The organism is Streptomyces sp. NBC_00582, assembly GCF_036345155.1.
Classification (GTDB): domain Bacteria; phylum Actinomycetota; class Actinomycetes; order Streptomycetales; family Streptomycetaceae; genus Streptomyces.
On sequence record NZ_CP107772.1, the window covers coordinates 897,130 to 921,551 of the forward strand.

The following is a 24,422-nucleotide window of genomic DNA, read 5'->3' on the forward strand; positions in this document are numbered from 1 at the left end:
GTCGGACGGGGTCGTGCGGTGCGATGCGGTGCGTTCGGTGCGAGTGGTGCGAGGGGAAGGGTGAGCCGGACGGGGCGGCCAGGGGGGAGTACACCGCCCCGCCGGCGGTCTAGTTGAGGCCGAGTTCCTTGTCGATCAGGTCGAACATCTCGTCGTCGGAGACGGCCTCGAGCAGTTCGTCGTCAGGGGCCCCGTCGGCCGACCTCTCCGCCGGGCCGTCCGACAGGCGCCACAGCAGCGCCTGCAGCCGGGTGGTGATCCTGGTGCGGGCGACGTCGTCGGCGGGGTCGAGGGCGGCGACGGCCGCCTCCAAGGCGTCGAGCGGCGTGAGGTCCCCTCCGTCCGCCCCTGCCGTCCGCGGAGCCAGTTCGGACAGCAGGCGTTCGCCGAGGGCGGCCGGGGTGGGGTGGTCGAAGACCAGGGTGGCGGGCAGGCCGAGACCCGTGACCTCCTTCAGCCGGTTGCGCAGCTCGACCGCCGTCAGGGAGTCGAACCCCAGATCGCGGAAGGCGTGACCGGGGCCGATGGCGCCGGTCCCGTCATGGCCGAGAACCACCGCGACCTGGGTGCGTACGAGGTGAAGCACGGTCCGTTCCTGTTCCGCCCGGCTCGCGCCCGCCAGCCGGTCGGCGAACGACCGCGCCGCACCCGGTACCGGCCCGCCGTCGGCCTCGGCATCCGCCGCGCCGACGCGGACCCGCGCCGCGTCGAGGAGCCGGGCCTCGGGGATCTCGTCGAAGAGGCGGCGTCGACGGGCGGCCGAGTAGGTCGCGGCGAACCGCTCCCAGATCACGTCGGCGACGACCAGGACCGTCTCGTCGTGTGCGAGGGCCTGTGGTACGGCGCCCACGGCCACCTCGGGGTCCATCATGGGCACGCCGTAGCGCCGCAGCCGGTCGCCCTCGGCCTCGTGGACCATGCCGCCGCCGGCCCAGGCGCCCCACGCGATGGAGGTCGCCGTACGGCCCCGGCTGCGGCGCCATTCGGCGAACGCGTCGAGATAGGCGTTGGCCGCCGCGTAACCGGAGTGGCCGCCGTCGCCCCAGACACCCGCGCCCGACGAGAACAGGACGAAGGCCTCCAGCGGGTGGTCGCCGAGCAGCGCGTCGAGGTGCAGGGCACCGGCGATCTTGGCTCGCATCACGTCCTGCAGTGCGTCGAGGTCCGTGTCTCCGATCGCGACGGACGGCGGCTCGGTGCCCGCCGCGTGCACCACGGCGTTGACCGGCGCGTCCTGCGGCACCTCCGCGAGGAGGGCGGCCAGGGCCTCCCGATCGGTGATGTCGCAGGCGGCGATGGTGACGCGGGCGCCGAGCGCGGTGAGTTCCTTCTCCAGTCCGTCCGCGCCCGGAGCGTCCGGGCCCCGTCGGCTCACGAGCAGCAGATGCCCGGCACCGGTCGCGGCCAGCCGCCGTGCCAGGTGCGCGCCGAGGGCTCCGGTGCCGCCGGTGATGAGCGTCGTACCCGCGAAGCCGACCGTGCGCCGCTCGTCGGCCTCGGCGTCGACCGGCTTGCGGACCATGCGGCGTACGTACAGTCCGTCCTCGCGTACGGCGAACTGGTCCTCGTCCTCGTCGCCGGCCAGAGCGGTACGGAGCCGCTCCCAGAGCTGGTTTCCGAGTGCCGCGCCCGCGCCCGCGCATGCGTGCTCGTCGTCAGGGGGTGCGGGGAGGTCGATGAGGCCTCCCCATCGCTGGGGATGGTCGAGCCCGTAGACCCGGCCGAGCCCCCAGACCGCCGCCTGCTCGGGGAGCGGACCGGCGGCCGGGTGCACGCCGACCGCTCCCCGGGTGACCGTCCACAGCGGTGCCTCCACCTCCGTGTCCGTGAGCGCCTGCATGAGCAGGAAGGTCGTCGTGACGGCCTCGGGCACGGCGGAGCGCCGTGGTTCGGTGGCGGAACGGTCGCCGCGCGGTGCGAGGGGAAGCAGATTCAGCACGCCGGCGAGGAGCGGGTTCTCTTCGAAGGCCGCACGGAGACGGTCCGCCAGAGCGGCCCGGTCCTCCCGCGCCCCGTCGAAGACGACCGTGACGACGTCCTCGACCTCCTGGTGACCCCGCAGCCGTTCGACGAGTTCCTGGGCGGTGCCATCGGCGGCCCCGTCGGCGCCGGGCAACACGACCAGCCAGTGAGACGCCAACGGGCCGGCCGTGGCCATCGATGCGCCGGTCGGCTGCCATGTCACCGCGTAACGCCAGGAGTCCAGCAGGGCGCTCTCCCGCTTGCGCCGACGCCACTCCGCCAGGACGGGCAGCACCGGTTCCACCGTGTCGAGCGTCCCGCGCCGCTCGGGCGCCAGCTCGAGGGTGTCGGCGAGTGCCTCCAAATCCTCGCGTTCGACCGCCTCCCAGAAGAGCGCGTCCACCTCGTCGCCCAAGGGGCTGCCCGGCTCGCCGTGGGGGGCGGGTTCGGGGAGGTCGAGCCAGTAGCGGCGGTGCTGGAAGGCGTAGGTCGGCAGCGGGACCGTGCGGGCGCCCTGGCCGGCCAGGACCGCCGTCCAGTCCACCGGGACACCGCGCACCCACGCCTCCGCGAGGGAGGTCAGGAAACGGTGGGCGTCGCCCTTGTCCCGGCGCAACGTCCCGACAACGACCGCGTCGGGTGCGGCCTCCTGGACCGCCATGCCCAGCACCGGGTGGGAACTGACCTCGACGAACGAGCCATAGCCCTGCTCCACCAGAGCATCGACGGCGTCCGCGAAACGCACCCGCTGCCGCAGGTTCCGGTACCAGTAACCCCCGTCCAGCCGGGCGGTGTCGACGACCTCCGCCTCGGTCGTGGAGAAGAACGGCACTTCACCGGAGCGCGGCTCGACGGCCGCGAGCACCTCCGCCAGTTCGGCCTCGATGGCCTCCACGTGCCAGGTGTGCGAGGCGTAGTCCACCGGGACACGACGAGCCCGGATGTCACTGCTCTCGCAGTGCGCCATCAGCTCATCGAGGGCGTCCGCGTCACCGGCGACCACCACCGAACCCGGACCGTTCACCGCGGCCACATCGATCCGGCCTTCCCAGCCGGTCAGCAGTTCCTCCACCCCGGTGAGCGGCAGCGGGACCGACACCATGCCGCCGCGTCCGGCGATCGCCCGGATCGCCCGCGACCGCAGCGCCACCACCCGCGCACCATCCTCCAGCGACAGACCACCCGCCACCACCGCGGCAGCGATCTCTCCCTGCGAGTGCCCCATCACCACGGACGGCTGAACACCACAGGCACGCCACACCGCCGCCAACGACACCATCACCGCCCACGACACCGGCTGCACCACATCCACCTCAGCCAGCTCACCGCCACCCCGGACGACCTCACTCAGCGACCACTCCACATGCGGGGCAAGCGCACGCTCACACGCCTCCATCGACGCGGCGAACACCGGTGAGACGTCCCACAGTTCACGCCCCATACCGACCCACTGCGCCCCCTGCCCCGGGAACACGAACACCACCCGGTCCACGCCACCGGTCACCGCACCCCGCACGACGGACGACGCGCTACCGCCGTCATCCGCCGCGAGCGCCTTGGTGCCAAGGATCAGGGCGTCGTGCTCAGCCCCCAGGACGACAGCCCGGTTCTCGAACGCCGTACGCGTCGACGCCAACGACCACGCCACATCCACCGACCGGACACCCTCACCAGCCGACTCGACATACGACGCCAGACGCCCCGCCTGACCCGCCAGCCCCTCCCCACCACGACCCGACACCACCCACGGCACCTCGCCGTCCACCACGAACACCGGCACCGCATCCACATCGGCGGAAGCCGTCGCCGACAGCGCCGGAGACTCCTCCAACACCACATGCGCATTCGTCCCGCTGATCCCGAAGGACGACACACCGGCCCGGCGCGGACGCCCCTCGACCTCCGGCCACTCCACCGCCTCCGTCAGCAACGACACCTCCCCCGCCGACCAGTCGACATGCGAGGACGGGGCGTCGACATGCAGCGTGCCCGGCACGAGGCCGTGGCGCATGGCGAGCACCATCTTCATCACGCCGGCCATACCGGACGCGGTCTGGGTGTGCCCGATGTTGGACTTGACCGAGCCGATGAGCAGCGGCTGTCGGGACGGACGGTCCTGCCCGTAGGTCGCCAGCAGGGCCTGCGCCTCGATCGGGTCGCCCAGCCGGGTGCCCGTGCCGTGCGCCTCCACGACGTCGACGTCACCGCAGGTGAGGCGGGCGTCGGCGAGGGCGGCGCGGATGACTCGTTGCTGGGAGGGGCCGTTGGGCGCGGTGAGGCCGTTGCTGGCCCCGTCCTGGTTGATCGCCGAACCCCGCACCACCGCCAGCACCGGATGCCCGTTGCGGCGGGCGTCCGACAGCCGCTCCAGCAGGAGCACCCCCACTCCCTCGGCGAGGGAGAAGCCGTCGGCGGCCTCGGCGAAGGGCTTGCACCGGCCGTCGGGGGCGAGGCCCCGCTGCCGGCTGAAGCCCACGAACGGCGCCGGATCGGCCATGACCATCGCCGCGCCCGCCAGCGCCATCGCACACTCGCCCGACCGCAGGGCCCGTACCGCGAGATGCAGCGCGACCAGCGACGAGGAGCACGCGGTGTCCACGGTCACCGCCGGTCCCTCGAGTCCGAGGACGTAGGAGACGCGACCGGAGGCGACGGCGGTCGAGGCACCGGTGACGAGGTAGCCCTCGGTGCCCTCGGTGCCGCGGCCGAGCAGGGTGCCGTAGTTCTGGTCCGTCAGACCCGTGAAGACGCCGGTGCTACTGCCGCGCAGGGTTCTCGGGTCGATGCCGGCCTGCTCGAACGCCTCCCACGACGTCTCCAGGAGCAGTCGCTGCTGCGGATCCATCGCCGCCGCCTCGCGCGGGGAGATTCCGAAGAAGGCCGCGTCGAACTCCCCGGCGTCGTGCAGGAAGCCGCCGTGCCGGACGTAGCTGGTGCCGTGCCGGTCGGGGTCGGGGTGGTAGAGCCTGGTCGTGTCCCAGCCACGGTCGGCGGGGAAGCCCGTGATGAGGTCCTGGCCTTCGGTGACGACCCGCCAGAGGTCCTCGGGGGACGTGATGCCGCCCGGGTAACGGCACCCCATGCCGACGACGGCGATGAGGTCGTCGTCGGTGGAGGGCGCCCGCGAACCGGCCGCTGTCGCGGACGACTCAGAGTCCTGCCCCCGTTCGGCATGGTCTCCGAGGGCCAGTCGGCGGAGGTGGGCGGCGAGGGCGAGCGGGGTGGGGTGGTCGAAGACGACCGTCGTCGGGATCTTCAGACCGGTGCGGGCGGTGAGGCGGTTGCGGAGTTCGACAGCGCTGACCGAGTCGAAACCCAACTCCTTGAAGGCGTAGGCGGCGTCGACGGCTGCCGCCGAGTCATGACCGAGCACGACGGCCGCCTCGGACCGGACGAGATCCTGCAGGAATCGGTCGTGTTCGGAAGCGGGCAGGGCGCCCACCCGTTTCGCGAAGCTCGGCGCCGCCGCGTCCGTGCCCCGTTCGTCCTGTGCCCCGGCGTCTCGGGGCTCGTCCTGCGGTTCCAGTGCGGCGATGAGCGGGGCGGGCCGGGCGGCGCTGAAGACGGGCACGAAACGTGCCCAGTCGACGTCGGCGACCGCGACGACCGTGTCGTCGTGGTCGAGCGCCTCCTGGAGGGCCGTCATCGCCGGTTCCGCCGCGATGACGGGGATGCCACGGCGGCGCAGCGGGTCGCGCATGTCCTCACCGATCATGCCGCCGCCGTCCCAGGGACCCCAGGCGACCGAGAGCACCGGAAGCCCGCTCGTGCGGCGCGCGGACTCGGCGAGGGCATCCAGGCAGGCGTTGGCGGCCGCGTAAGCCGCGTGGTCGGCGACCCCCCAGACACCGGAGATCGAGGAGAAGAGGATCAGCGCATCGGTCTCGGCCGGGTCCAGGAGCCGGATGAGATGCTGCGCCCCGGCCACCTTGCCTGCGATGACCTCGGAGAACTCCGCCATGCCGAGGTCGGTGAGCGCCCCGAGGGTGCCGACGCCCGCGGCGTGCACCACCGTGCGAACGGTACGACCTTCCGCGCGCAGGGAATCCAGCAGATCCCCGAGCGCCGTGCTGTCGGCCACATCGCACGCGGTGACGGTCAACCGAGCGCCCAGCGCGGCGAGTTCCGTCTCCAGTTCCCTCAGTCCCGCGTCGTCGCTCCTGCCTCGCCGGCTGACCAGCACCACGTCCTCGGCACCACCACGCGCCAGCCACCGGGCGACGTGCGCGCCGAGCGCACCGGTTCCGCCGGTCACGAGGGCGGTACCGCGCGGTGTCCAGTGCCGCCCGGTGGCCCGCCCGGAAGCCGACCGAGGGGCCGGCACCAGACGCCGTACGAAGGTGCTGTTGGCGCGCACGGCCACCTGGTCCTCGGCGCTGTCACCGGACGAGGCCAGAACGGCGCAGAGCGCACCGGTGTCCCGTGCGTCGAGCCGTTCGGGAAGGTCCACCAGCCCGCCCCAGCGCTCCGGGAACTCCAGGGCCGCGACCCTCCCCAGCCCCCAGACCGCAGCCTGTGCCGGCCGGGTGACCGGCTCCTGGTCCCCCACCGCCACGGCGCCTCGCGTGACACACCACAGGGGCACGTCCGTCCCGGTCTCTCCGAGCACCTTCTCTCCGAGCACCTGGAGGAGGGAGACGGTGAGCGCGGCCCCGGTGGTCACCACGGGATGGTCGGGCAACGGGTCCTCGTCCAGCCCCAGCAGTGACAGCACGCCGCTGAGCGGCACGGCAGGATCGGCCGACGCCTCGTCGAGCGCGGATGTCAGGACATCGCGGTCGACGTGGCGCGACGTGAGTTCAAGGACTCGTACGTCGGCGCCGTGGGCCGTCAGACCGCCGGAGAGGGAGGTGGTGAGCTCGGTTTCGGAGTGTCCCTGGGGGACGACGAGCAGCCACGTACCGGTCAGGGCGACGGCGCGTGTGTCACGGGCGACCGGCTTCCACACCACCTTGTACCGCCAGCCGTCCACCGCCGACCGCACCACCTGCTCCCTGCGCCACCCCGACAGCACGGGAAGAACACCGGCCAGGGCCTCACCGCCGGACACCCCCAACGTCCCCGCCAAAGCCTCCAGGTCCTCCCGCTCCACCGCCTCCCAGAAACGGGCGTCCACGGCCTCCTGCCCGGAAGCCACAGCGGCAGTGGGAGCCGTACTCTCCAGCCAGTAGCGTCGGCGTTGGAAGGCGTAGGTCGGCAGCGGGACCGTGCGGGCGTCGTGGCCGGCCAGGACCGCCGTCCAGTCCACCGGGACACCGCGCACCCATGCCTCGGCGAGGGAGGTCAGGAAGCGGTGGGCGTCGCCCTTGTCCCGGCGCAGTGTCCCCGTCACGACCGCGTCCGGTGCGGCCTCCTGGACCGCCATGCCCAGCACCGGGTGGGAACTGACCTCGACGAACGCGCCGTAGCCCTGCTCCACCAGAGCATCGACGGCATCGGCGAAACGCACCCGCTGCCGCAGGTTCCGATACCAGTACCCCCCGTCCAGCCGGGCGGTGTCGACGACCTCGGCCTCGGTCGTGGAGAAGAACGGCACCTCACCGGAGCGCGGCTCGACAGCCGCGAGCACGTCCGCCAGTTCGTCCTCGATGGCCTCCACGTGCCAGGTGTGCGAGGCGTAGTCCACCGGGACACGACGAGCCCGGATGTCACTGCTCTCGCAGTGCGCCATCAGCTCATCCAGCGCGTCCGCATCCCCGGCGACCACCACCGAGCCAGGACCGTTCACCGCGGCGACATCGATACGGCCTTCCCAGCCGGTCAGCAGCTCCTCGACGTCCGACAGGGGAAGGGGGACGGAGACCATGCCACCACGCCCGGCGATCGCCCGGATCGCCCGCGAACGCAGCGCCACCACCCGCGCCCCGTCCTCCAGCGACAGACCACCCGCCACCACCGCGGCAGCGATCTCTCCCTGCGAGTGCCCCATCACCACGGACGGCTGAACACCGCAGGCACGCCAGACCGCCGCGAGCGACACCATCACCGCCCACGACACCGGCTGCACCACATCCACCTCAGCCAGCTCAGCCCCGCCCCGCACGACCTCGCTCAGCGACCACTCCACATGCGGGGCAAGCGCACGCTCACACGCCTCCATCGACGCCGCGAACACCGGCGAGGCATCCCACAACTCCCGCCCCATACCGACCCACTGCGCCCCCTGCCCCGGGAACACGAACACCACATCACCGGCAGCACGAGCAGCCCGCCCACGCACCACCGAGGACGGCGTCACCCCGTCATCCGCCGCGAGCGCCTTGGTGCCAAGGATCAGGGCGTCGTGCTCAGCCCCCAGGACGACAGCCCGGTTCTCGAACGCCGTACGCGTCGACGCCAACGACCACGCCACGTCCACCGGTCGGACGTCCTCGTCCGCCGACTCGACGTACGACGCCAGACGCCCCGCCTGACCCGCCAGCCCCTCCCCACCACGACCCGACACCACCCACGGCACCGCGCCCTCCACCACGAACACCGGCACCGCATCCACATCGGCGGAAGCCGTCGCCGACAGCGCCGGAGACTCCTCCAACACCACATGCGCATTCGTCCCGCTGATCCCGAAGGACGACACACCGGCCCGGCGCGGACGCCCCTCGACCTCCGGCCACTCCACCGCCTCCGTCAGCAACGACACCTCCCCCGCCGACCAGTCGACATGGGGCGTCGGCTCGTCGACGTGCAACGTCCGGGGAAGCAATCCGTGCTGCAACGCCAGCACCATCTTCATCACACCGACAACGCCCGCGGCGGCCTGTGTATGACCGACGTTGGACTTCAACGAGCCCAGCCGCAGGGGCCGTTCCGGGTCCCTGCCCTGGCCGTAGGTCGCCAGCAGGGCCTGCGCCTCGATCGGGTCACCCAGCGTCGTCCCCGTACCGTGCGCCTCCACCGCGTCCACCAGGTCAGCGCTCAGACGCGCGTTCGCCAGCGCCGCACGGATCACCCGCTCCTGCGAAGGACCGTTGGGCGCGGTCAGACCATTGCTGGCCCCGTCCTGGTTGACCGCCGAACCCCGCACCACCGCCAGCACCGGATGACCATTACGGCGGGCGTCCGACAGCCGCTCCAGCAGCAGCACCCCCACACCCTCACCCCAGCCCGTACCGTCCGCACCCGCCGCGAACGGCTTGCAACGACCATCCGGCGCCAGCCCACGCTGCCTGCTGAACTCCACGAAGATGCCGGGCTCTGCCATCACGGTCGCTCCTCCGGCGAGCGCGAAGGAGCACTCGCCGGAGCGCAGCGCCTGGACGGCCATGTGCAGGGCCACCAGCGAGGAGGAACACGCCGTGTCCACGGTCACCGCCTGCCCACGCAGGCCGAGGACATAGGCGATCCGCCCGCTTGCCACGCTGCACGAGGTGCCGGTCAGGAGATATCCGTCGACCGACTCGGGGGCTCGGTGCAACCCGGGACCGTACTCCTGCTGCATGAGTCCTACGAACACTCCCCCGTCGCGCTCACGTAGCGTCTCCGGGTCGATCCCGGCCCGTTCAAGGGCCTCCCAGGAGGTCTCCAGCAGCAGGCGCTGCTGCGGGTCCATGGCGACGGCCTCGCGCGGCGAGATGCCGAAGAAGCCGGCGTCGAAGTCGCCCGCGTCGTACAGGAACGAGCCGGAGCGTGCATACGTGGTCCCGTGCCGCTGCGGGTCGGGGTCGTAGAGGTTGTCGAGGTCCCATCCCCGATCGGTGGGGAAGCCGGAGATGGTGTCACCGCCACCGGAGAGCAGTTCCCACAGCTCTTCCGGTGTGCGGATGCCACCGGGCAGACGGCAGCCCATGGCCACGATCGCGATGGGCTCGTTCTCGGCGGCGGGCTTCGAATCCGCTGAGATCTCGGAAGCCGTGTCGCCGCCGCCGTGGAGCAGACCGCGCACATGGCGGGCCAGTGCCTGGGGAGTGGGGTGGTCGAAGAGAACAGAGGCGGGCAGGGAGAGCCCGGTGTCCGCGACCAGTCGGTTGCGCAGTTCGACAGAGGTCGCGGAGTCGAAGCCCTGTGCCTTGAAAGTGAGAGTCGCCTCGACATCAGCGGCAGTGGCATGCCCCAGCACGGCGGCGGCATGGGCCCGGATGCGCTGCACCCAGTCGTTGCGCAACTGCGGAGGTGTGAGGGCGGCTGCTTCCTCGGACTCGCCGAGTTCCTCGACGGGAAGGGTGAGACGACGGGCCGTCGCGCCGCCGTCCAGCCAGTAGCGTCGGCGTTGGAAGGCGTAGGTCGGCAGCGGGACCGTGCGGGCGTCGTGGCCGGCCAGGACCGCCGTCCAGTCCACCGGGACACCGCGCACCCACGCCTCCGCGAGGGAGGTCAGGAAACGGTGGGCGTCGCCCTTGTCCCGGCGCAGTGTCCCCGTCACGACCGCGTCCGGTGCGGCCTCCTGGACCGCCATGCCCAGCACCGGGTGGGAACTGACCTCGACGAACGCGCCGTAGCCCTGCTCCACCAGAGCATCGACGGCATCGGCGAAACGCACCCGCTGACGCAGGTTCCGGTACCAGTAACCCCCGTCCAGGCGTGCCGTGTCGACGACCTCCGCCTCGGTCGTGGAGAAGAACGGCACCTCACCGGAGCGCGGCTCCACGGCCGCCAGCACCCGGGCCAACTGGTCCTCGATGGCCTCGACGTGCCAGGTGTGCGAGGCGTAGTCCACCGGCACACGACGAGCCCGGATCTCCCGCGCCTCGCAGTGCGCCACCAGCTCATCCAGCGCGTCCGCGTCACCGGCCACCACCACCGAGCCAGGACCATTCACCGCGGCCACATCGATACGGCCTTCCCAGCCGGCCAGCAGCTCCTCGACGTCCGACAGGGGAAGGGGGACGGAGACCATGCCGCCACGCCCGGCGATCGCCCGGATCGCCCGCGACCGCAACGCCACCACCCGCGCACCATCCTCCAGCGACAGACCACCCGCCACCACCGCAGCAGCGATCTCCCCCTGCGAGTGCCCCATCACCACGGACGGCTGAACACCACAGGCACGCCACACCGCCGCCAACGACACCATCACCGCCCACGACACCGGCTGCACCACATCCACCTCAGCCAGCTCAGCCCCGCCCCGCACCACCTCGCTCAGCGACCACTCCACATGCGGGGCAAGCGCACGCTCACACGCCTCCATCGAGGCGGCGAACACCGGAGAGGCATCCCACAACTCCCGCCCCATACCCACCCACTGCGCCCCCTGACCCGGGAACACGAACACCACCCGGTCAGCAGCACCAGTCACCGCACCCCGCACCACACCCGAGCCGGCCACCTCACCCGCCGCCAACGCACCCAGCCCGGCTACGAGTTCGGCAGTCCCGGAACCCAGGACGACAGCCCGGTTCTCGAACGCCGTACGCGTCGACGCCAACGACCACGCCACGTCCACCGGACGCAGCTCGCCCGCCAACGACTCCAGACGCCCCGCCTGACCCTCCAGCCCCTCCCCACCACGACCCGAGACCACCCACGGCACCACACCACCAGCCACGAACACCGGCATCGCGTCCACATCGGCGGAAGCCTCCTCCGGGACCGCCGGAGCCTCCTCCACCACCACATGCGCGTTCGTCCCGCCCATGCCGAAGGCGCTCACCCCTGCGACGAGGGGCATGTCGGGGCGAGGCCAGGCGCTGTGGGTGTCCTGAACTCGAAGTCGGAGGGTGTCGAGGGGGATGTCGGGGTTGGGCGTCCGGTAGTTCAGGCTGGCCGGAAGTTCGCGGTGCTGGAGGGCCAGGACCGTCTTGACCAGGCCGGCGATTCCGGCCGCGCCCTCCAGATGACCCACGTTGGTCTTCACGGAGCCCACGCGCAGTGGCTCCTCGGACGGCCTTCCCCGGCCCAGGGCCGCACCGAGGGCGGCCGCCTCGACGGGGTCACCGACCGGCGTCCCGGTTCCGTGGAGTTCGACGTACTGGACGTCGTGCGGGGACGTCCCGGCGTTGCGCAGAGCGCGGCGGATGACGTCTTCCTGAGCGTGGGGGTCCGGAGCGGTGAGTGTGTCACCACCACCGTCGTTGTTGACCGCGCTGCCCCGGATGACGGCACGGATGGGGTCGCCGTCGGCGAGGGCACGGTCGAGCGGCTTCAGTACGAGGAGGCCACCGCCTTCGCCGCGGACGTACCCGTTGGCACGGGCGTCGAAGGTGTAGCAGTGGCCGTCGGGCGAGAGCGCGCCGAAACGGTGGGGGTACAGGCTGCTTTCCGGGGCGAGGTGCAGGTTGACGCCGCCCGCGAGGGCGATGTCGCTGTCGCCGCTCCGCAGGCTCTCGCAGGCCAGGTGGACGGCCACGAGCGAGGACGACTGCGCCGAGTCGAGGGTGAGGCTGGGGCCGCGCAGGCCGAGCAGGTAGGAGAGCCTGTTGGCGACGAGAGCGCGGTGCGTGCCGGTGAAGGACTGGTGGGTGACGGCTTCGGGTCCGAACCGGTGGAGCAGGGTGGCGTAGTCGTCATGGGCGGTTCCGATGAACACACCCGTGCTGGTGGAGCGGAGGGCTCCGGGGATGATGCGGGAGTCTTCCAGTGCCTCCCAGGCCAGTTCGAGGACGAGGCGCTGCTGGGGGTCCATGGCGTCCGCCTCGCGCGGTGAGACACCGAAGAAGCCCGCGTCGAAGCGGTCTACCTCGTCGAGGAATCCGCCCCACCGAGGTACCCCGTCCGTGGGCTCGTCCCTGTCGCCGCCGGACTCGACCTCGTTCCCGTCCTCGGCGGAGGCGGGAGTGGGCCACGGACGATCGGCGGGAGCAGCCGGACGCACAGCGCTGTCACCGTCGCGCAGCAGACGCCAGAGGCCTTCGGGGTCGGCCGCGCCAGGCAGGCGGCAGGCCAGGCCGACGACGGCGATGGCCCGCTGGGGCGCGGCGTTGAGCCCGTACCGTGTGCGTTCTGACTCGCTCATTCCACTCCACCAGCTTGTTGGCCCAGCCTGTGTGGACCGCAGACGTCGGGTACGGCATGCGCACGGCGCACGATGTGATCGACGGTCCACAGCGGCAGGTCGGGGGTCGGACAGCGGATCGCGGACCGCAGGGCTACCCACGCTAGGGGCGCATGGACTAGGGCGGCCCCTAGATTCACGCCGGTGCGTGCCGGTCCGCGGGGCGCGGGCCCGGTCGTCGCGGGGTGTGTTTCGGGAAACGCCCAGACATGGCCCGGGGGGAGGCGTCGGGTATTGCGCTCGTCGGGGTTCTGCCGACTCAATGAGGCCACACCGCGCCGGGGGCGGCGGTGATGTGTCCGGGTCCGGGTCGGCGTGCGCGAGGGAGCCTTTGCCGATCCGGAGGAGGCGGAGGGAAATCCATGAGAAACGCGGAACTCGCGGATCTGCGCGGCGCCCTGGTCAAACTGCGGGGCAGCCTGGAGTCGCTGCGGCTGGCCGATGGCGACTCGCTGTACGTGCGCAGGCTGATGAACGACCTCGACCGGTTCCAGTTGGACATGGAGGTGGACGTGGAGCTGGACGTGGAGGATGTCACCGGTGCCGGCATGCGCCTGTCCGCGTTCCCTGGGAGCTGGGGTGAGCGGGAGGTGGTGCGGATCAGCGACGGCCCGTACCAGCATCTGCCGTGGCAGGACGCGGACGACGAGGGCATCGGCGGCCACCGCCGCTGACGTGCGGACGGCGGCCCGGTGACCTGACCGGGGCCGCCGTCCGAAAGGCGCCGGCCTCCCCTGGTGGGTCAGGGGAGGCCGGCGGCGGTGCGAGGTGCCGCGTGGTCACTTCACGTACTCGGGCACCGCACGGGGCGGCCAGCTGCCGGCCGTGAGGACGCCCAGCGAATAGGCGCGGGAGACGAGCGCGGCACGGTTGGGGGCCTTGAAGCGTCGCAGCATCAGGCCGACGTGGTACTCCACGCCCTGACGGCTGAGGTAGAGCCGCGAGGCCAGTTGGATGGTCGAGGCGCCGGTGGCGACGCCCTCCAGGATGCGGGCGTCCAGGGCGGTGAGCATCGGCGTGGGTTGGGTGGGGAGCTCGGCCGCATCGGCCGGCTCGTCCTCCGGGCTCATCAGGACGACGACACCTGACAGGTCGTCTCCCTCCCCCTTGACGGCTATGCCGGTGATCTCCGCGGAGAAGACACGGTCGTGGCCGCGCATGGCGACCACTCTCTCGACGAAGCGGCTGCCGTGGCCGTTCGAGAGATGGGTGAAGTGTTTGGGGAGGATGTTGCGGGCGCTCGGATGCAGGACGTCGTAGATGCTGCGCCCGCAGATCTCCGTGGACGGCCGGGCCACATGGCGGAAGAAGTCGGCGTTCGCCGCTTCGATCTTGAGGCCGGCGTCCAGACTCGCCATGCAGGTGACGTGATGCGGGGCACCGTGTCGCCGGTCGCCGCGGCGTGTGTTGCGCGATGCTTCAGGAAGGCCACTGACCATTGTCGACCTGTCGGCGTGGGGGAGCATTGAATTCCTCTCCAGAACCTGAAACGGCAGCTATTGGTTCGACAGCGGAGACAGAGCAGAAAGCCGCTGCGACGAATATTCCATTCCTTTTCTGCACCGCTGTCGGCGACAGTAGGTGGGCCGCGTACGAGGCGTCAACGACGGTCAGGGTCCCCGGGGGAAATACTGCGGTACCGCCGTACGGCGGGTTCGGTCATCGCGCGTAGCTTTGTTCGGTCGGCCGGTTCGGTACGGTCACACCTGCACAGGGCGCCGGGGATGCACACGCGAAGCCCCATGTTGCGCGGGCATGGCCGCGATATGTCACGTCTGGGGCGCGAACAGCCGACGCAACGCTCCTGTCTGCGTTTTCAGGCGAAGATCGGACAACCGTTACGGGAGCGCGCACATGCGGAAACGGCGGCCTCACCACCCGCCGGAGGGCTTACATCTCAAGCAGATAACGATATTTTGATCATGGTTTAAACCGGCATGATCGCGGGAACCGCCCGGCCCCGCCCAGGCCGGCATCGGGAACCGCCGTGGTCTTCACCGTTGTTTCGGGGAGCGAAGAAACATTTCGTGGGGTCGCGACCAATATGGTGCGCTCGTGTGATGCGGAGGAAATTCCGCCGTCCTGGATAAACACTGATTCCACTCGTCGTCATGCACTCTCCATCGAACAGGGACCGACCGGCCGGAAAGCCGTTTCACCTTGCTCGCCGACGGCGGCGGGAACCCGGCGCTTGATCGGTCGGCAGCCACGTCCGTTAGAGTCGCCGAGATGGAAGCCAGTGCCCCGCCCATCCTTCTGCTGTCCCCACCCCGCACCTCGACCGCCGAACTCCTCGCCCGGGCAGCGGCCTGGCGTGGCTACGACGTGACCGACCGGGCGACACGTGCCGAAGGACGCCGGGTGCACTGGTACGGAGGCCCCCGTGCCGCCGCGCACCTTGCCGGCCCGCTGGGCCTCGGGCTGCTGGAACCGGCCGACGACTGGCTGACGCGGATACCGCGCCCCCTCCTGCGGCGCTCGGTACGGCTCACCACCCTCGCCGAGGCCCGGGCGCTGCGGGAACGAGCCTTCGTCAAGCCGCCCTCGGCCAAGATCGACCTGCTGCCCGCCGCCGTGCACGAGGACGGGACCAGCCTGCCGGGGGCGCTCGACGGCTCCACGCCGGTCCTGGTGAGCGGGGTGGTGGAGTTCACCGCCGAGTACCGGCTGTTCGTCCTCGACGGGGTGGCCGTCACCGGAAGTCGCTACGCCGTCCACGGACGCCTCGACCCGGCGCCCCTGGACACCGAAAGCCGTGCCTTCGGCCGCACGGTACTCGACGCCATGGCCGCCACTCTGCCCAGTGCGGTCTGCCTGGACATCGGTCGGCTCGCCGACGGCGGCTGGGCCGTGGTCGAGGCCAACATGGCGTGGTTCGCCCACTGCTACGCCGCCGAACCGGACCGCGTCCTCGACACGGTACTCCGCGCCGCCGGACCGATCGCCGCGGTCACCGAGCGGGACAGGCCGTACCTGAGCAGGTCGGCGGCCCGTCCGGAACACGTTCACGACTGACCGGGTCCCGGTCCGGCTGTCACCCTGCCGCCCGGGCGAACCGGGGAGCCGGCAGGGCACCTCCGTCTTCTCCCCCACCCCCGTCGTGGCCGTGCCCGCAGCCGGCCCGGTCATGCGGCAGGGCCCCCGGCCGGTGGCCGGGGGCCCCACGGGGAAGCGCCGGTGGATCAGCCCTTGCCCAGAAGGCGCCAGATCTGGTTCTTCTTGGTGCCGAGGGCGCTCGCCGCATCGCAGGTCCACTGGTGGACCAGCGCGCCGGCCGTGGTCGAGACGTTGCTGACGTCGACGCACTTGCCGCTGTGGACGGCGACGAGTTGGTAGTCGTTGCCGTGGCCGAGCGCTGTGACGGGGTTGAGGGTGAACTGCTGGTTGGTGGCGCCGTTGCAGGTGTACTGGATGACGGCGGCGCCGTCGGCGGTGGACGCCGCTGAGACGTCGAGGCACTTGCCGCTGAGCTCGTTGACGACGGTGTAGGTGTTCGTCTTGCCGCTCACCGGCTTGAGGTCGAGCATCTGCTGGTAGCCGCCCTCGCAGTTCCACTGCTGGTACTGGGTGTTGTTGGCGGTGCTCAGGTTGGTGTCGTCCAGGCACTGCCCGCTGTTCTCGCTGACCGCGACCGTGGAGATCGTGGTGTTGGACGGCGGGAGCAGGGTGACGGTGTAGCCGTCCTTGGCATTGCTCCAGGGGATGCTGACCGAGGCGGTGTTGTCGCCGACGTTCAGGGTGGTGTCGGAGATCGTCTCGGGGCCGGTCACTGCGGCACCGTTGTTGTAGGGGACCCGCTGGACGACCGCGCGGACCTTGCCGCTCTCCACCACCGACGTGGTGTTCAGGCCGGTGAGGTTGACGGTGACCGTGCCGGTGTTGCCGTTGCTGCCCAGCAGGATCTTGGCGTTCTTGGCGGTGTTGTCCTTGGTGGCGAGGCCGTCGGTTCCGGTACCCGGGACGAGGTTGACGATGTTGCCGGTCTGGGAGCCGTAGTAGCGGTACATGAACCACTCGCCGAGGGGCAGGTACTGGCCGGCGCTGTTCTTGGTGAGCAGGTTGGCCTCGTAGTCGTGCAGGTTCGTGCCCCCGCCCCAGTTGCCGCGCAGCCCGTCCGCACCGGCCCGCTCGAGGCGGCCCATGAACCAGGCGCCGCCGCCCGGGGACTGCATGGACAAGGTGGCGTACTCGTTGATCTGGTACGGGCGGGTGTTGGTCAACCCGGCCGTGGCGAGGGTGGAGTTGGCGCGGCCGACGTCCGTGACCGGGTCGCCCGGCTCGTCGTGCCAGCTGTAGATGTCGGGGGCGACGTTGTTCGCCTTGACGTAGTTCAGGTACGTCGTCCACCACGTGTTGGACGAGTTCGGCTGGCCCGCGATACTGGGCCCGACGATGAGCTGATTCGGGAACGCGGCCCGGACCCTGGCGTAGAACCGCGACCACATCTGCAGATACCGGGTCTGCGAGGGACCCCAGAAGTTGCTGCCGTCGGGCTCGTTCCACAGGTCCCACTGGACGGTCATGTTGTTGGCGCGGACGTCGTTGATGAGCTGGGTGACGAAGTTGTCGAACAGTGTCCAGTCACCGTTGTCGCCGGGCCAGCCCTGGGTGGTGGTGGCGTCGGCGCCCCACAGGTCGTGCGGGAGCAGGACGAACGTGCCGCCCAGCGCGGCGGTCCGCTTGTACTGGGCCAGCGTGGAGTTCCAGCGGGTCTGGTAGCCGGCGAGGCTGCTGCCGTAGCCACCGCTGTTGAGTTGCGCGCCGCCGGCCCGCATGAAGTGCCACTTGATGTCCTTGAAGAAGTGGTCCTGCGGGAGTGAGCCGTTCGGCGTCATGCCGTAGATCATGCCGGAGGCGTGGTACGTCGGGGCGCCGCCGGCGGTGGCGAAGTCGACGGTGACGCCGGTGTTCGCGGCCTCGGCGGGGGCCACCGGTATCAGGGTCGTGGCCAGGGCGGTCAGGAGGACGGCGACGGACGAGATCGTCCGGCGTCTGGTGGGGGCGGTCGGTCCGGGGAGCGAGGAGAGCGACTTCATCGTGCGGCTCCTGAGGGGGGAGGAAGAACCGGGGCCGGTGGGGGCGCCGGGGCTGTGAGGGAGGCGGCCGGTCAGTGGCCGTCCCGGTGCGCGTACGCCTCCGCGAGCAGGAGGTAGCTGCTGGCGGTCCAGGTGTAGGCGCGGTCGCGCAGGCCCGTTCCGGTGAGGGCGTCGAAGTTCTCGGCGAAGCCGTGGGTCTCGCACAGGGCGCGGAATCGGGCGCTGATGTCGTCGGCCAGCCGGTGGTGTCCGGCGCGGCGCAGGCCGTCCTCGACGAGGACGGTGGCGGGGGCCCAGATCGGACCGCGCCAGTAGCCGTCGGCGAGGTAGTGGGGTGAGGTGGTCCGTTCGGTGGCCAGGCCGTACGGGGTCAGGTGGGCCTTGATGTGGTCGGCCAGCGTGCCGCTGACCTCGTCGGGCAGGTGCTCGCCCAGCGCGATGGGCATGAGGTCGAGGAGGCCGGCGCTGCTCCAGGTGTCCCCGGTGCCGGCTCCGCGGGCGACGAACCGGTCACCGGTCCAGAGCTGGTCCAGCAGCGCTGTCCGTATCTGGTCGGCCACCCGCGTCCAGCGGTCCGCCTCGTCCGGTCTGTCCAACTCCTCAGCGAGGGCGGCGAGTTCGTGCAGCTGGAGGACGAGGAAGGCTGCCAGGTCCGCGGTGACGACCACGCGTGCGGGGTCGAAGGTGGTGGCGTTGTCCCAGCCACTGTCGTTGCCGTGCTGGTAGTAGGGCAGTTCGGTGCCGGGGGCGCGGCGCGCGGTGAGCCAGAAGTCGGTCCAGCGTTCCAGACGGGCGTACGCCAGGCTCAGTTCGGCCCGGCCGGGGGGTGTCGGCAGTCGGCGGCGCAGCCGGCCGAAGGCCCAGCCGTGGATGGGTGGCTTGACGAAGTTGCGGAGGACCTCGGAGTGGGTGACGGAGTCGGGCAGGGCGCCGCTGTCGTCCTGGTGGTCGAAGGGGAGATGGAACTGGTCCAGGGCCAGCTCCGGGCAACCGGGCGCCAGGGCAAGGGCGTTGAAGCAGTGGTCCCAGCTCCAGACCTTGTCCATCCAGTGCTTGGACATCAGCACGCCGGGCCGGGTGACCAGGCCCGTCGGGCGTACCGTCGCCGACCAGACGACGTAGGCGGCGAGTTCGGCAGCCGGGGTGGCGGGCGAGCGCCAGGGGGCCACCGCGTCGACGAAGTCCGCGTAGGCGCCCCGAGCGGACTCCACGATGTCGTCGAAGGTCGCCGCGGAGCTGTACGGCGGGCGGGCGGTGTCGAGTTCCTCGACGGCGATCTCCCAGGCCGCGTCGGGGTCCGCGGCCACGCGGACACCACGGTCGGCGCTGCCCAGGGCCTGGTCTCCGACCGCCTCCACGATGGTTCCGGACAACAGGGTCACACGGTAGCGGCGACCGGTCTCGTACGACGTGAACACATGGGCGCCGGCGGCCGGGTCGTGGAAGAAGTACGTGCCGCTGAACGGCGTGAGGGTGCGTGCGGCGGCGAAGACTCCGAAGCTCGGTCCGCTTCCCCGTAGCCGTACGGTGTCCGGGGACTCGTACGCGAGGTCGACGCGTCCGCCGTCGCCGATCCAGCTGAGCAGACCCGGTGTCGCCTCGACATGGGTCTCGGCGCGCCCGCCTGTCGCGGGGTCGAGCGGTGCGAGGCGCAGGACGGCGTGCATGCCGTTCTGGTGCGAGACGAGGTGGAGGTCTTCGGCGTAGGTCTTCTCCGCCACCACGGGCGAGATGTCGAACCAGGATCCGTAGGTGCTGAACGGGATGTCGTGGACCGAGAAGGCCGGGCCGGGCGGGGCGGCGGTCATGTGGCGTGACTCGTTTCTGGAGCAGGAGGCATCGGTCGGCCGACGCGCCGTCGGGTCAGCCGTCGTACCGGAGGTGGGGAGACTCAGTCCTTGACGGCACCGGCGGTCACACCGGCGGCGACGTAGCGCTGGGCCAGGACGAGGATGACCGCGGCCGGCAGCGAGGCCACGACGGCGGTGGCCATGATGGCGTTCCACTGTTGGTTGTTGTTGCCGATGTAGTGGTAGATGCCGAGGGTGATCGGCTCATGGACGCCGCCGTTGACGAGGGTGCTGGCGAAGACGAAGTCGGACCAGGACCACAGGAACGCGAACAGGGACACGGTGACGACGGCGTTGCGGCTGATCGGCAGGACGATGGACCAGAAGGTGCGCAGTGGTCCGGCGCCGTCGGTCGTGGCGGCCTGGAGGAGTTCGCCGGGGATGCCGTTCATGAACGCGGTGAAGATGAGGACGCCGAAGGGGACGGCGAGGGTGGAATCGGCGACGATCAGACCGGGCACGGACTGGAGCAGGCCGAGTTGGAGGTAGATGGCGTAAAAACCCATCGCCATGATGATGCCGGGGATCATCTGGGCGGCCAGCAGGAGGAAGTTCAGCAGGCCGCCGCCGCGCGGGCGCAGCTTGGCGAGGGCGTAGCCGGCGGGCGCGGACAGGGCGACGGTCAGGACGACGGTGCCCAGGCCGATGACGAGGCTGGTGCCGAGGTAGGGCAGTTGCTCGTCGAGGACGGTCCGGTAGCCGGCGAGAGTGCCGTGGACGGGGAAGAGGTCGGGCGGGCTCTTGCGCATGTCCTGGTCGCGGGTGAAGGACACGTTGACCATCCAGTAGAGCGGGAAGAGCATGATCCCGGTCAGCAGGACGCCGATCGTGGTCTTCGTCCCCGTGCGTCTGCGGCTTCGGATCATGACAGCGCCTGCTTTCTCTGCACCCGGACGTAGACGAGGCCGAAGACCAGGGCGGCGATCACCAGCAGGTTGCCCACGGCCGCGCCGGGGCCGAATGCGGGCAGCAGGTTGCCGAAGCCGAGCTGGTAGGACCAGGTGGCGAAGGTGGTCGACGAGTCCGCCGGACCGCCCTTGGTCATGATCCAGATGATGTCGAAGACCTTGAGGGTGTAGACGAGACCCAGCAGCAGGGTGATCGCGGACACCGGCCGCAGCAGTGGGAAGGTGACGCGCCAGAAGCGCTGCCAGGCGTTCGCTCCGTCGATGGCGGCGGCCTCGTACAGGCTCGTGGGGATGGACTGGAGGCCGCTGTAGAGGACGACCAGGTTGAAGGGGACGCCGGTCCAGATGTTCGCGACGATCACCGACGTCAGGGACCAGGACGGTGAGGTCAGCCAGTTCACCTGCCCGATGCCCACGGCGTGCAGGGCGGCGTTGACGACGCCCGACTCGCTGTTCAGCATCCACGACCAGGTGGAGGCCGACACGATCAGCGGCAGCAGCCACGGCACCAGGAACAGGGCCCGCAGGAGGGCGGAGAGCCTGAAGTGCTGGTTGAAGAAGACCGCGAGGGCGAGGCCGATGGCGTATTGGAAGACCAGGCATACGGCGGTGAAGACCGCGGTGTGGAGCAGGGCCGGGGCGAAGACCGGGTCGGCGAGGACCTTGCGGTAGTTCGCCAGGCCCGTGAACGGCGCGTCGCCCTGCACGAAGGAGCGGACGGTGTAGTTCCGCAGGCTCAGGTCGAGGTTGCGGTAGAGGGGATAGGCGTAGAAGAGGGCGAGATAGACGGTCACCGGGGCGAGGAAGGCCCAGGCGGCCCACTGGGTGGAGGCGGTCCGGAGGCGTGTCGTGCCACGGGCCGGGGGCGGGGCGGTGGCCGCCGCCCTGTTCCGGACCCGCGCGGGCCGGTGGTCCGGCAGCTTGGTCGTGTGATTCATCGACGGCCCTTGATGTCGGCCTACTGGGCCGCGGACTGGGCCTCGGACAGCGCGTCCTTGGGCGACTTGGAACCGCTGAGGGCGGACTGGACGGCCTTCCACATCTGCTCGGAGATCTTGGGGTACTTGGTGCCCAGGTCATCACTGGTGCGGCCCTTGGCCGCCTTGACCGCGTCGACCCACGGCTTGAGCTCGGCGTTCGCGGCGACCTGCTTGTCCTGGACCTCGCTGGTGGGAGCCACGTACGACAGCGTGGAGTCGGTGTTGTAGAGGTTGTCGCCGCTGGTCAGGCAGGTCACCAGCTTCTCGGAGGTGGCGTACCGGCCGGAGTCCTTCTGGACCGGGATGGTCACGAACTCGCCGCCGGTCGGGGCGGCCGCGCTGCCGCCCGTGGCGGCCGGGACGGGAATCACCCCGTAGTCGAAGCCGGCCTTCTTGGCGTTGGCGAGCTGCCAGGTGCCGTTCTCGGCGAAGGCGTAGTCGCCGCTCGCGAACTCCTGCCAGCTGGTCGTCTGGGTGTTGTTGAGCACGGAGTTGGGGGCGTAGCCCTGCTTCAGCCAGTCCTTCCACAGGGACAGCGCCGACACCGCCTGGGTGGAGTCGAGGTGGGTCAGCTGCGCGCCCGAGCCCCAGAACCAGGGCAGGAACTGGAAGCTGCCCTCCTCCGTGCCGATCGCGGAGAAGGTGATGCCCTTCTTGCCCGCCTTCTTGACCTTCGCCAGCGCCGCCGTCAGCGACGGCCAGTCCTTGACCGAGGCGATGTCGACCCCTGCCTGCTTCAGAACTGCCTTGTTGTAGTAGAGCGCGAGGGTGTTGGCGCCGATCGGGGTGCCGTAGGTCCTGCCGTCCGACTGTCCGGCCGCGAGCAGGTTGGGGTCGACCTTCGAGGTGTCCAGCTTGTTCTCGTCGGTCGTGGTGAGCACGCCCGCCTCGGCGAGGGTGGACACCACCGGGTTGTCGACGATGAGGACGTCCGGCGAGTTGCCCTGCTGGGCGGCCAGGAGCGTCTTGTTGCCCAGGTCGCTGGTGTCGAAGCCGGTCCGCTTGATCTTCACCCCGGCCTTGGTGCCGCACCGGTCCAGCAGCTTCGCCCAGTCCGAGGTCTTGTCGAACTGCGGGTACGGGTCCCAGATGGTGTACGTGCCGCCGCCGGCGCTCTTGGTGTCGCTGCTGCCGGAGGCGGAGGAGCAGGCGGTGGCGCTGACGGCCACGGCCAGGGCGGTCACGGCCGCGGCGGTCAGACGGCGCTGTCTGGAGGAGCTGTTCATCGCGAGGGTTCCTTTGTTCTGGGCATGCCGGTGCCGAGGCACGGGGTGGTGAGGGCGGACGGGCACGGCACGGTGGCCAGGTACGGGCGTCGGTGAGGTGAAGTGAGTCGGGGAGAGCTACGCGGGTGCGGTCAGGGCGTGGTACCGGCGGCGGCCGGCCCGGTGCTGGCCCGCAGGGAGATCGGAGGCACGAGCAGATGGTGCCGGGGCGGCGCGTCGGGATGGTCGAGCCGCTCCACCAACAGGTCGACGGCGCGTCGGCCCATCTCCTCCGCCGGTACGTCGGCCGCGGTGAGCTGCGGGGTCACCGTCTCCGCCCACCGGGCGGCGACGACGCCGGTGACGGAGAAGTCGCGCGGCACATGGCGGCCCGCGCGGGCGAGCCCCCGGTAGAGGCCGCCGAGGGCGGCCTCGTTCAGCGTGACGAGGGCCGTGGTGGCCGGGTCGTCGTGCAGGATCCGCTCCAGGCAGGCCTGGCCGGAGGCGGCGTCGTCCCCGCAGCAGTACGTCCGCACCGTCAGCCCGCGCTCGGCCGCGGCCTTGGTGAAGCCGTCCAGGCCGCGGTGCGCGGACTCGTACCCCGCCCGCAGGAGTTGCTCGGGACGGTTGACGAAGGCGACCCTGCTGTGGCCAAGGTCAGCGAGATGGTGGACGCACGCCTCCGCGAGCGCGGTGTGGTCCAGGCCGACCCACCAACCGCCCTCGGGATGCGCGGTACGGCCGATGGCGACGGCCGGGAAGTCCAGCTCGGCCAGGTGATCGACCCGGTCGTCCGCCAGCCTGATCTCCATGAGGATCGCGCCGTCGACGCGGCGCTCCCCCAGCAACCGCTGGAAGGAACGGTCGCTGTCCACACCACTCGGCGAGAGCAGCACGTCGTAGTCGTAGGCCGCGGCGGCCTCCACCACACTGCCGATGAAGTCGAGCTGCATCCCGGTGTAGTGGTTGCCGGCCGGCGGGAAGACCAGGCCGAGAGTGCTGGTCCGGCCGTTGGCGAGCGCACGCGCACTGGCGTTGGGCCGGTAGCCCAGCTGGTCGATGACCTCCTGGATCTTCCGGCGTGTGGCGTCCGAGACCGGGCGCTTGCCGCTCAGCGCATAGGACACGGTGCTGCGGGAGACACCGGCCCGGCGGGCGATCTCACCGATGTTCACGGGTGGCTCCTTGATCGAACCGGTTCGACTCCTCGGGGGAGAGAGTACTCGCCGGCCGCGAGAGTCGAGGGTGGGACTTGCATCGTGAGCCGGTCGTCGAACCGGTTCGCGTGAAGTGAAGGTAGGAACTGGCCGAACGACTGTCAACACCCTCGACGGCATTTTCGCAGCCGTCGGAAGGTCCGGTTTCCTCCGGTCCAGGGGATGACCCCCACCGACCAAGCCGAACCGCGTCGCTCTCCTGGCGCCCGAGATCGAACCGGTTCGACACTCGCCGATACTCAAGGATGAGAAGACATTCCGTGCCATCCGCTGACAGATCAGCCCCGCGCCGGGCTCTGGCCGCCGTGGCGCCGGCCCTCGGCACGGGCCTGCT

Annotated in this window: 10 protein-coding genes; 2 read left to right on the plus strand and 8 right to left on the minus strand. The window is 70.7% G+C overall.

The window, feature by feature from the left end:
* Nucleotides 1-109: 109 nt before the first annotated feature.
* On the minus strand, nucleotides 110-12,853 hold the full coding sequence (locus OG852_RS03485; RefSeq protein WP_330347020.1) for a type I polyketide synthase: 12,744 nt from the start codon (nucleotides 12,851-12,853) through the stop codon (nucleotides 110-112).
* A 401-nt stretch (nucleotides 12,854-13,254) separates the two neighbouring features.
* On the opposite strand from OG852_RS03485, the gene OG852_RS03490 reads away from it, so the two are divergent.
* A complete protein-coding gene (locus OG852_RS03490) occupies nucleotides 13,255-13,566 on the plus strand; it encodes a hypothetical protein (protein WP_330347021.1) in 312 nt (103 codons plus the stop codon).
* Between the two features lie 105 nt (nucleotides 13,567-13,671).
* Here the strand turns inward: OG852_RS03490 and OG852_RS03495 are convergent, their stop codons facing one another.
* Nucleotides 13,672-14,250 carry a helix-turn-helix transcriptional regulator gene (locus OG852_RS03495; RefSeq protein ID WP_133916064.1) on the minus strand — a complete coding sequence of 193 codons (579 nt, stop codon included), beginning with the start codon at nucleotides 14,248-14,250 and terminating at the stop codon, nucleotides 13,672-13,674.
* A gap of 871 nt (nucleotides 14,251-15,121) precedes the next feature.
* Here OG852_RS03495 and OG852_RS03500 point away from each other — a divergent pair.
* Complete coding sequence (locus tag OG852_RS03500; RefSeq protein ID WP_330347022.1) at nucleotides 15,122-15,907, plus strand: ATP-grasp domain-containing protein; 786 nt, start codon at nucleotides 15,122-15,124, stop codon at nucleotides 15,905-15,907.
* Between the two features lie 167 nt (nucleotides 15,908-16,074).
* Here OG852_RS03500 and OG852_RS03505 read toward each other — a convergent pair whose 3' ends face one another.
* The 6 genes from OG852_RS03505 to OG852_RS03530 form a co-directional block, all read right to left on the minus strand.
* On the minus strand, nucleotides 16,075-17,928 hold the full coding sequence (locus tag OG852_RS03505) for an RICIN domain-containing protein (protein WP_330347023.1): 1,854 nt from the start codon (nucleotides 17,926-17,928) through the stop codon (nucleotides 16,075-16,077).
* 71 nt (nucleotides 17,929-17,999) lie between these two features.
* Entirely contained in the window at nucleotides 18,000-19,736 is a 1,737-nt protein-coding gene (locus tag OG852_RS03510) for an amylo-alpha-1,6-glucosidase (protein ID WP_330347024.1), read from the minus strand.
* A gap of 83 nt (nucleotides 19,737-19,819) precedes the next feature.
* Nucleotides 19,820-20,644 (minus strand): carbohydrate ABC transporter permease, encoded by an 825-nt coding sequence (locus OG852_RS03515; protein WP_330347025.1) that lies wholly within the window; start codon nucleotides 20,642-20,644, stop codon nucleotides 19,820-19,822.
* On the minus strand, nucleotides 20,641-21,624 hold the full coding sequence (locus OG852_RS03520; RefSeq protein ID WP_330347026.1) for a carbohydrate ABC transporter permease: 984 nt from the start codon (nucleotides 21,622-21,624) through the stop codon (nucleotides 20,641-20,643). The genes OG852_RS03515 and OG852_RS03520 overlap by 4 nt, the downstream gene beginning before the upstream one ends.
* 20 nt (nucleotides 21,625-21,644) lie before the next feature.
* Entirely contained in the window at nucleotides 21,645-22,892 is a 1,248-nt protein-coding gene (locus tag OG852_RS03525; protein WP_330347027.1) for a sugar ABC transporter substrate-binding protein, read from the minus strand.
* Between the two features lie 131 nt (nucleotides 22,893-23,023).
* Entirely contained in the window at nucleotides 23,024-24,046 is a 1,023-nt protein-coding gene (locus tag OG852_RS03530) for a LacI family DNA-binding transcriptional regulator (protein ID WP_330347028.1), read from the minus strand.
* Nucleotides 24,047-24,422: the final 376 nt, after the last annotated feature.

Bases quoted from the DNA above. Each gene is read 5' to 3' on its own strand.
- OG852_RS03520 (WP_330347026.1), bottom strand. From the start codon at position 21,624: ATGAATCACACGACCAAGCTGCCGGACCACCGGCCCGCGCGGGTCCGG.
- OG852_RS03510 (WP_330347024.1), bottom strand. From the start codon at position 19,736: ATGACCGCCGCCCCGCCCGGCCCGGCCTTCTCGGTCCACGACATCCCG.
- OG852_RS03485 (WP_330347020.1), bottom strand. From the start codon at position 12,853: ATGAGCGAGTCAGAACGCACACGGTACGGGCTCAACGCCGCGCCCCAG.
- OG852_RS03490 (WP_330347021.1), top strand. From the start codon at position 13,255: ATGAGAAACGCGGAACTCGCGGATCTGCGCGGCGCCCTGGTCAAACTG.
- OG852_RS03495 (WP_133916064.1), bottom strand. From the start codon at position 14,250: ATGGCGAGTCTGGACGCCGGCCTCAAGATCGAAGCGGCGAACGCCGAC.
- OG852_RS03515 (WP_330347025.1), bottom strand. From the start codon at position 20,644: ATGATCCGAAGCCGCAGACGCACGGGGACGAAGACCACGATCGGCGTC.
- OG852_RS03500 (WP_330347022.1), top strand. From the start codon at position 15,122: ATGGAAGCCAGTGCCCCGCCCATCCTTCTGCTGTCCCCACCCCGCACC.
- OG852_RS03505 (WP_330347023.1), bottom strand. From the start codon at position 17,928: ATGAAGTCGCTCTCCTCGCTCCCCGGACCGACCGCCCCCACCAGACGC.
- OG852_RS03525 (WP_330347027.1), bottom strand. From the start codon at position 22,892: ATGAACAGCTCCTCCAGACAGCGCCGTCTGACCGCCGCGGCCGTGACC.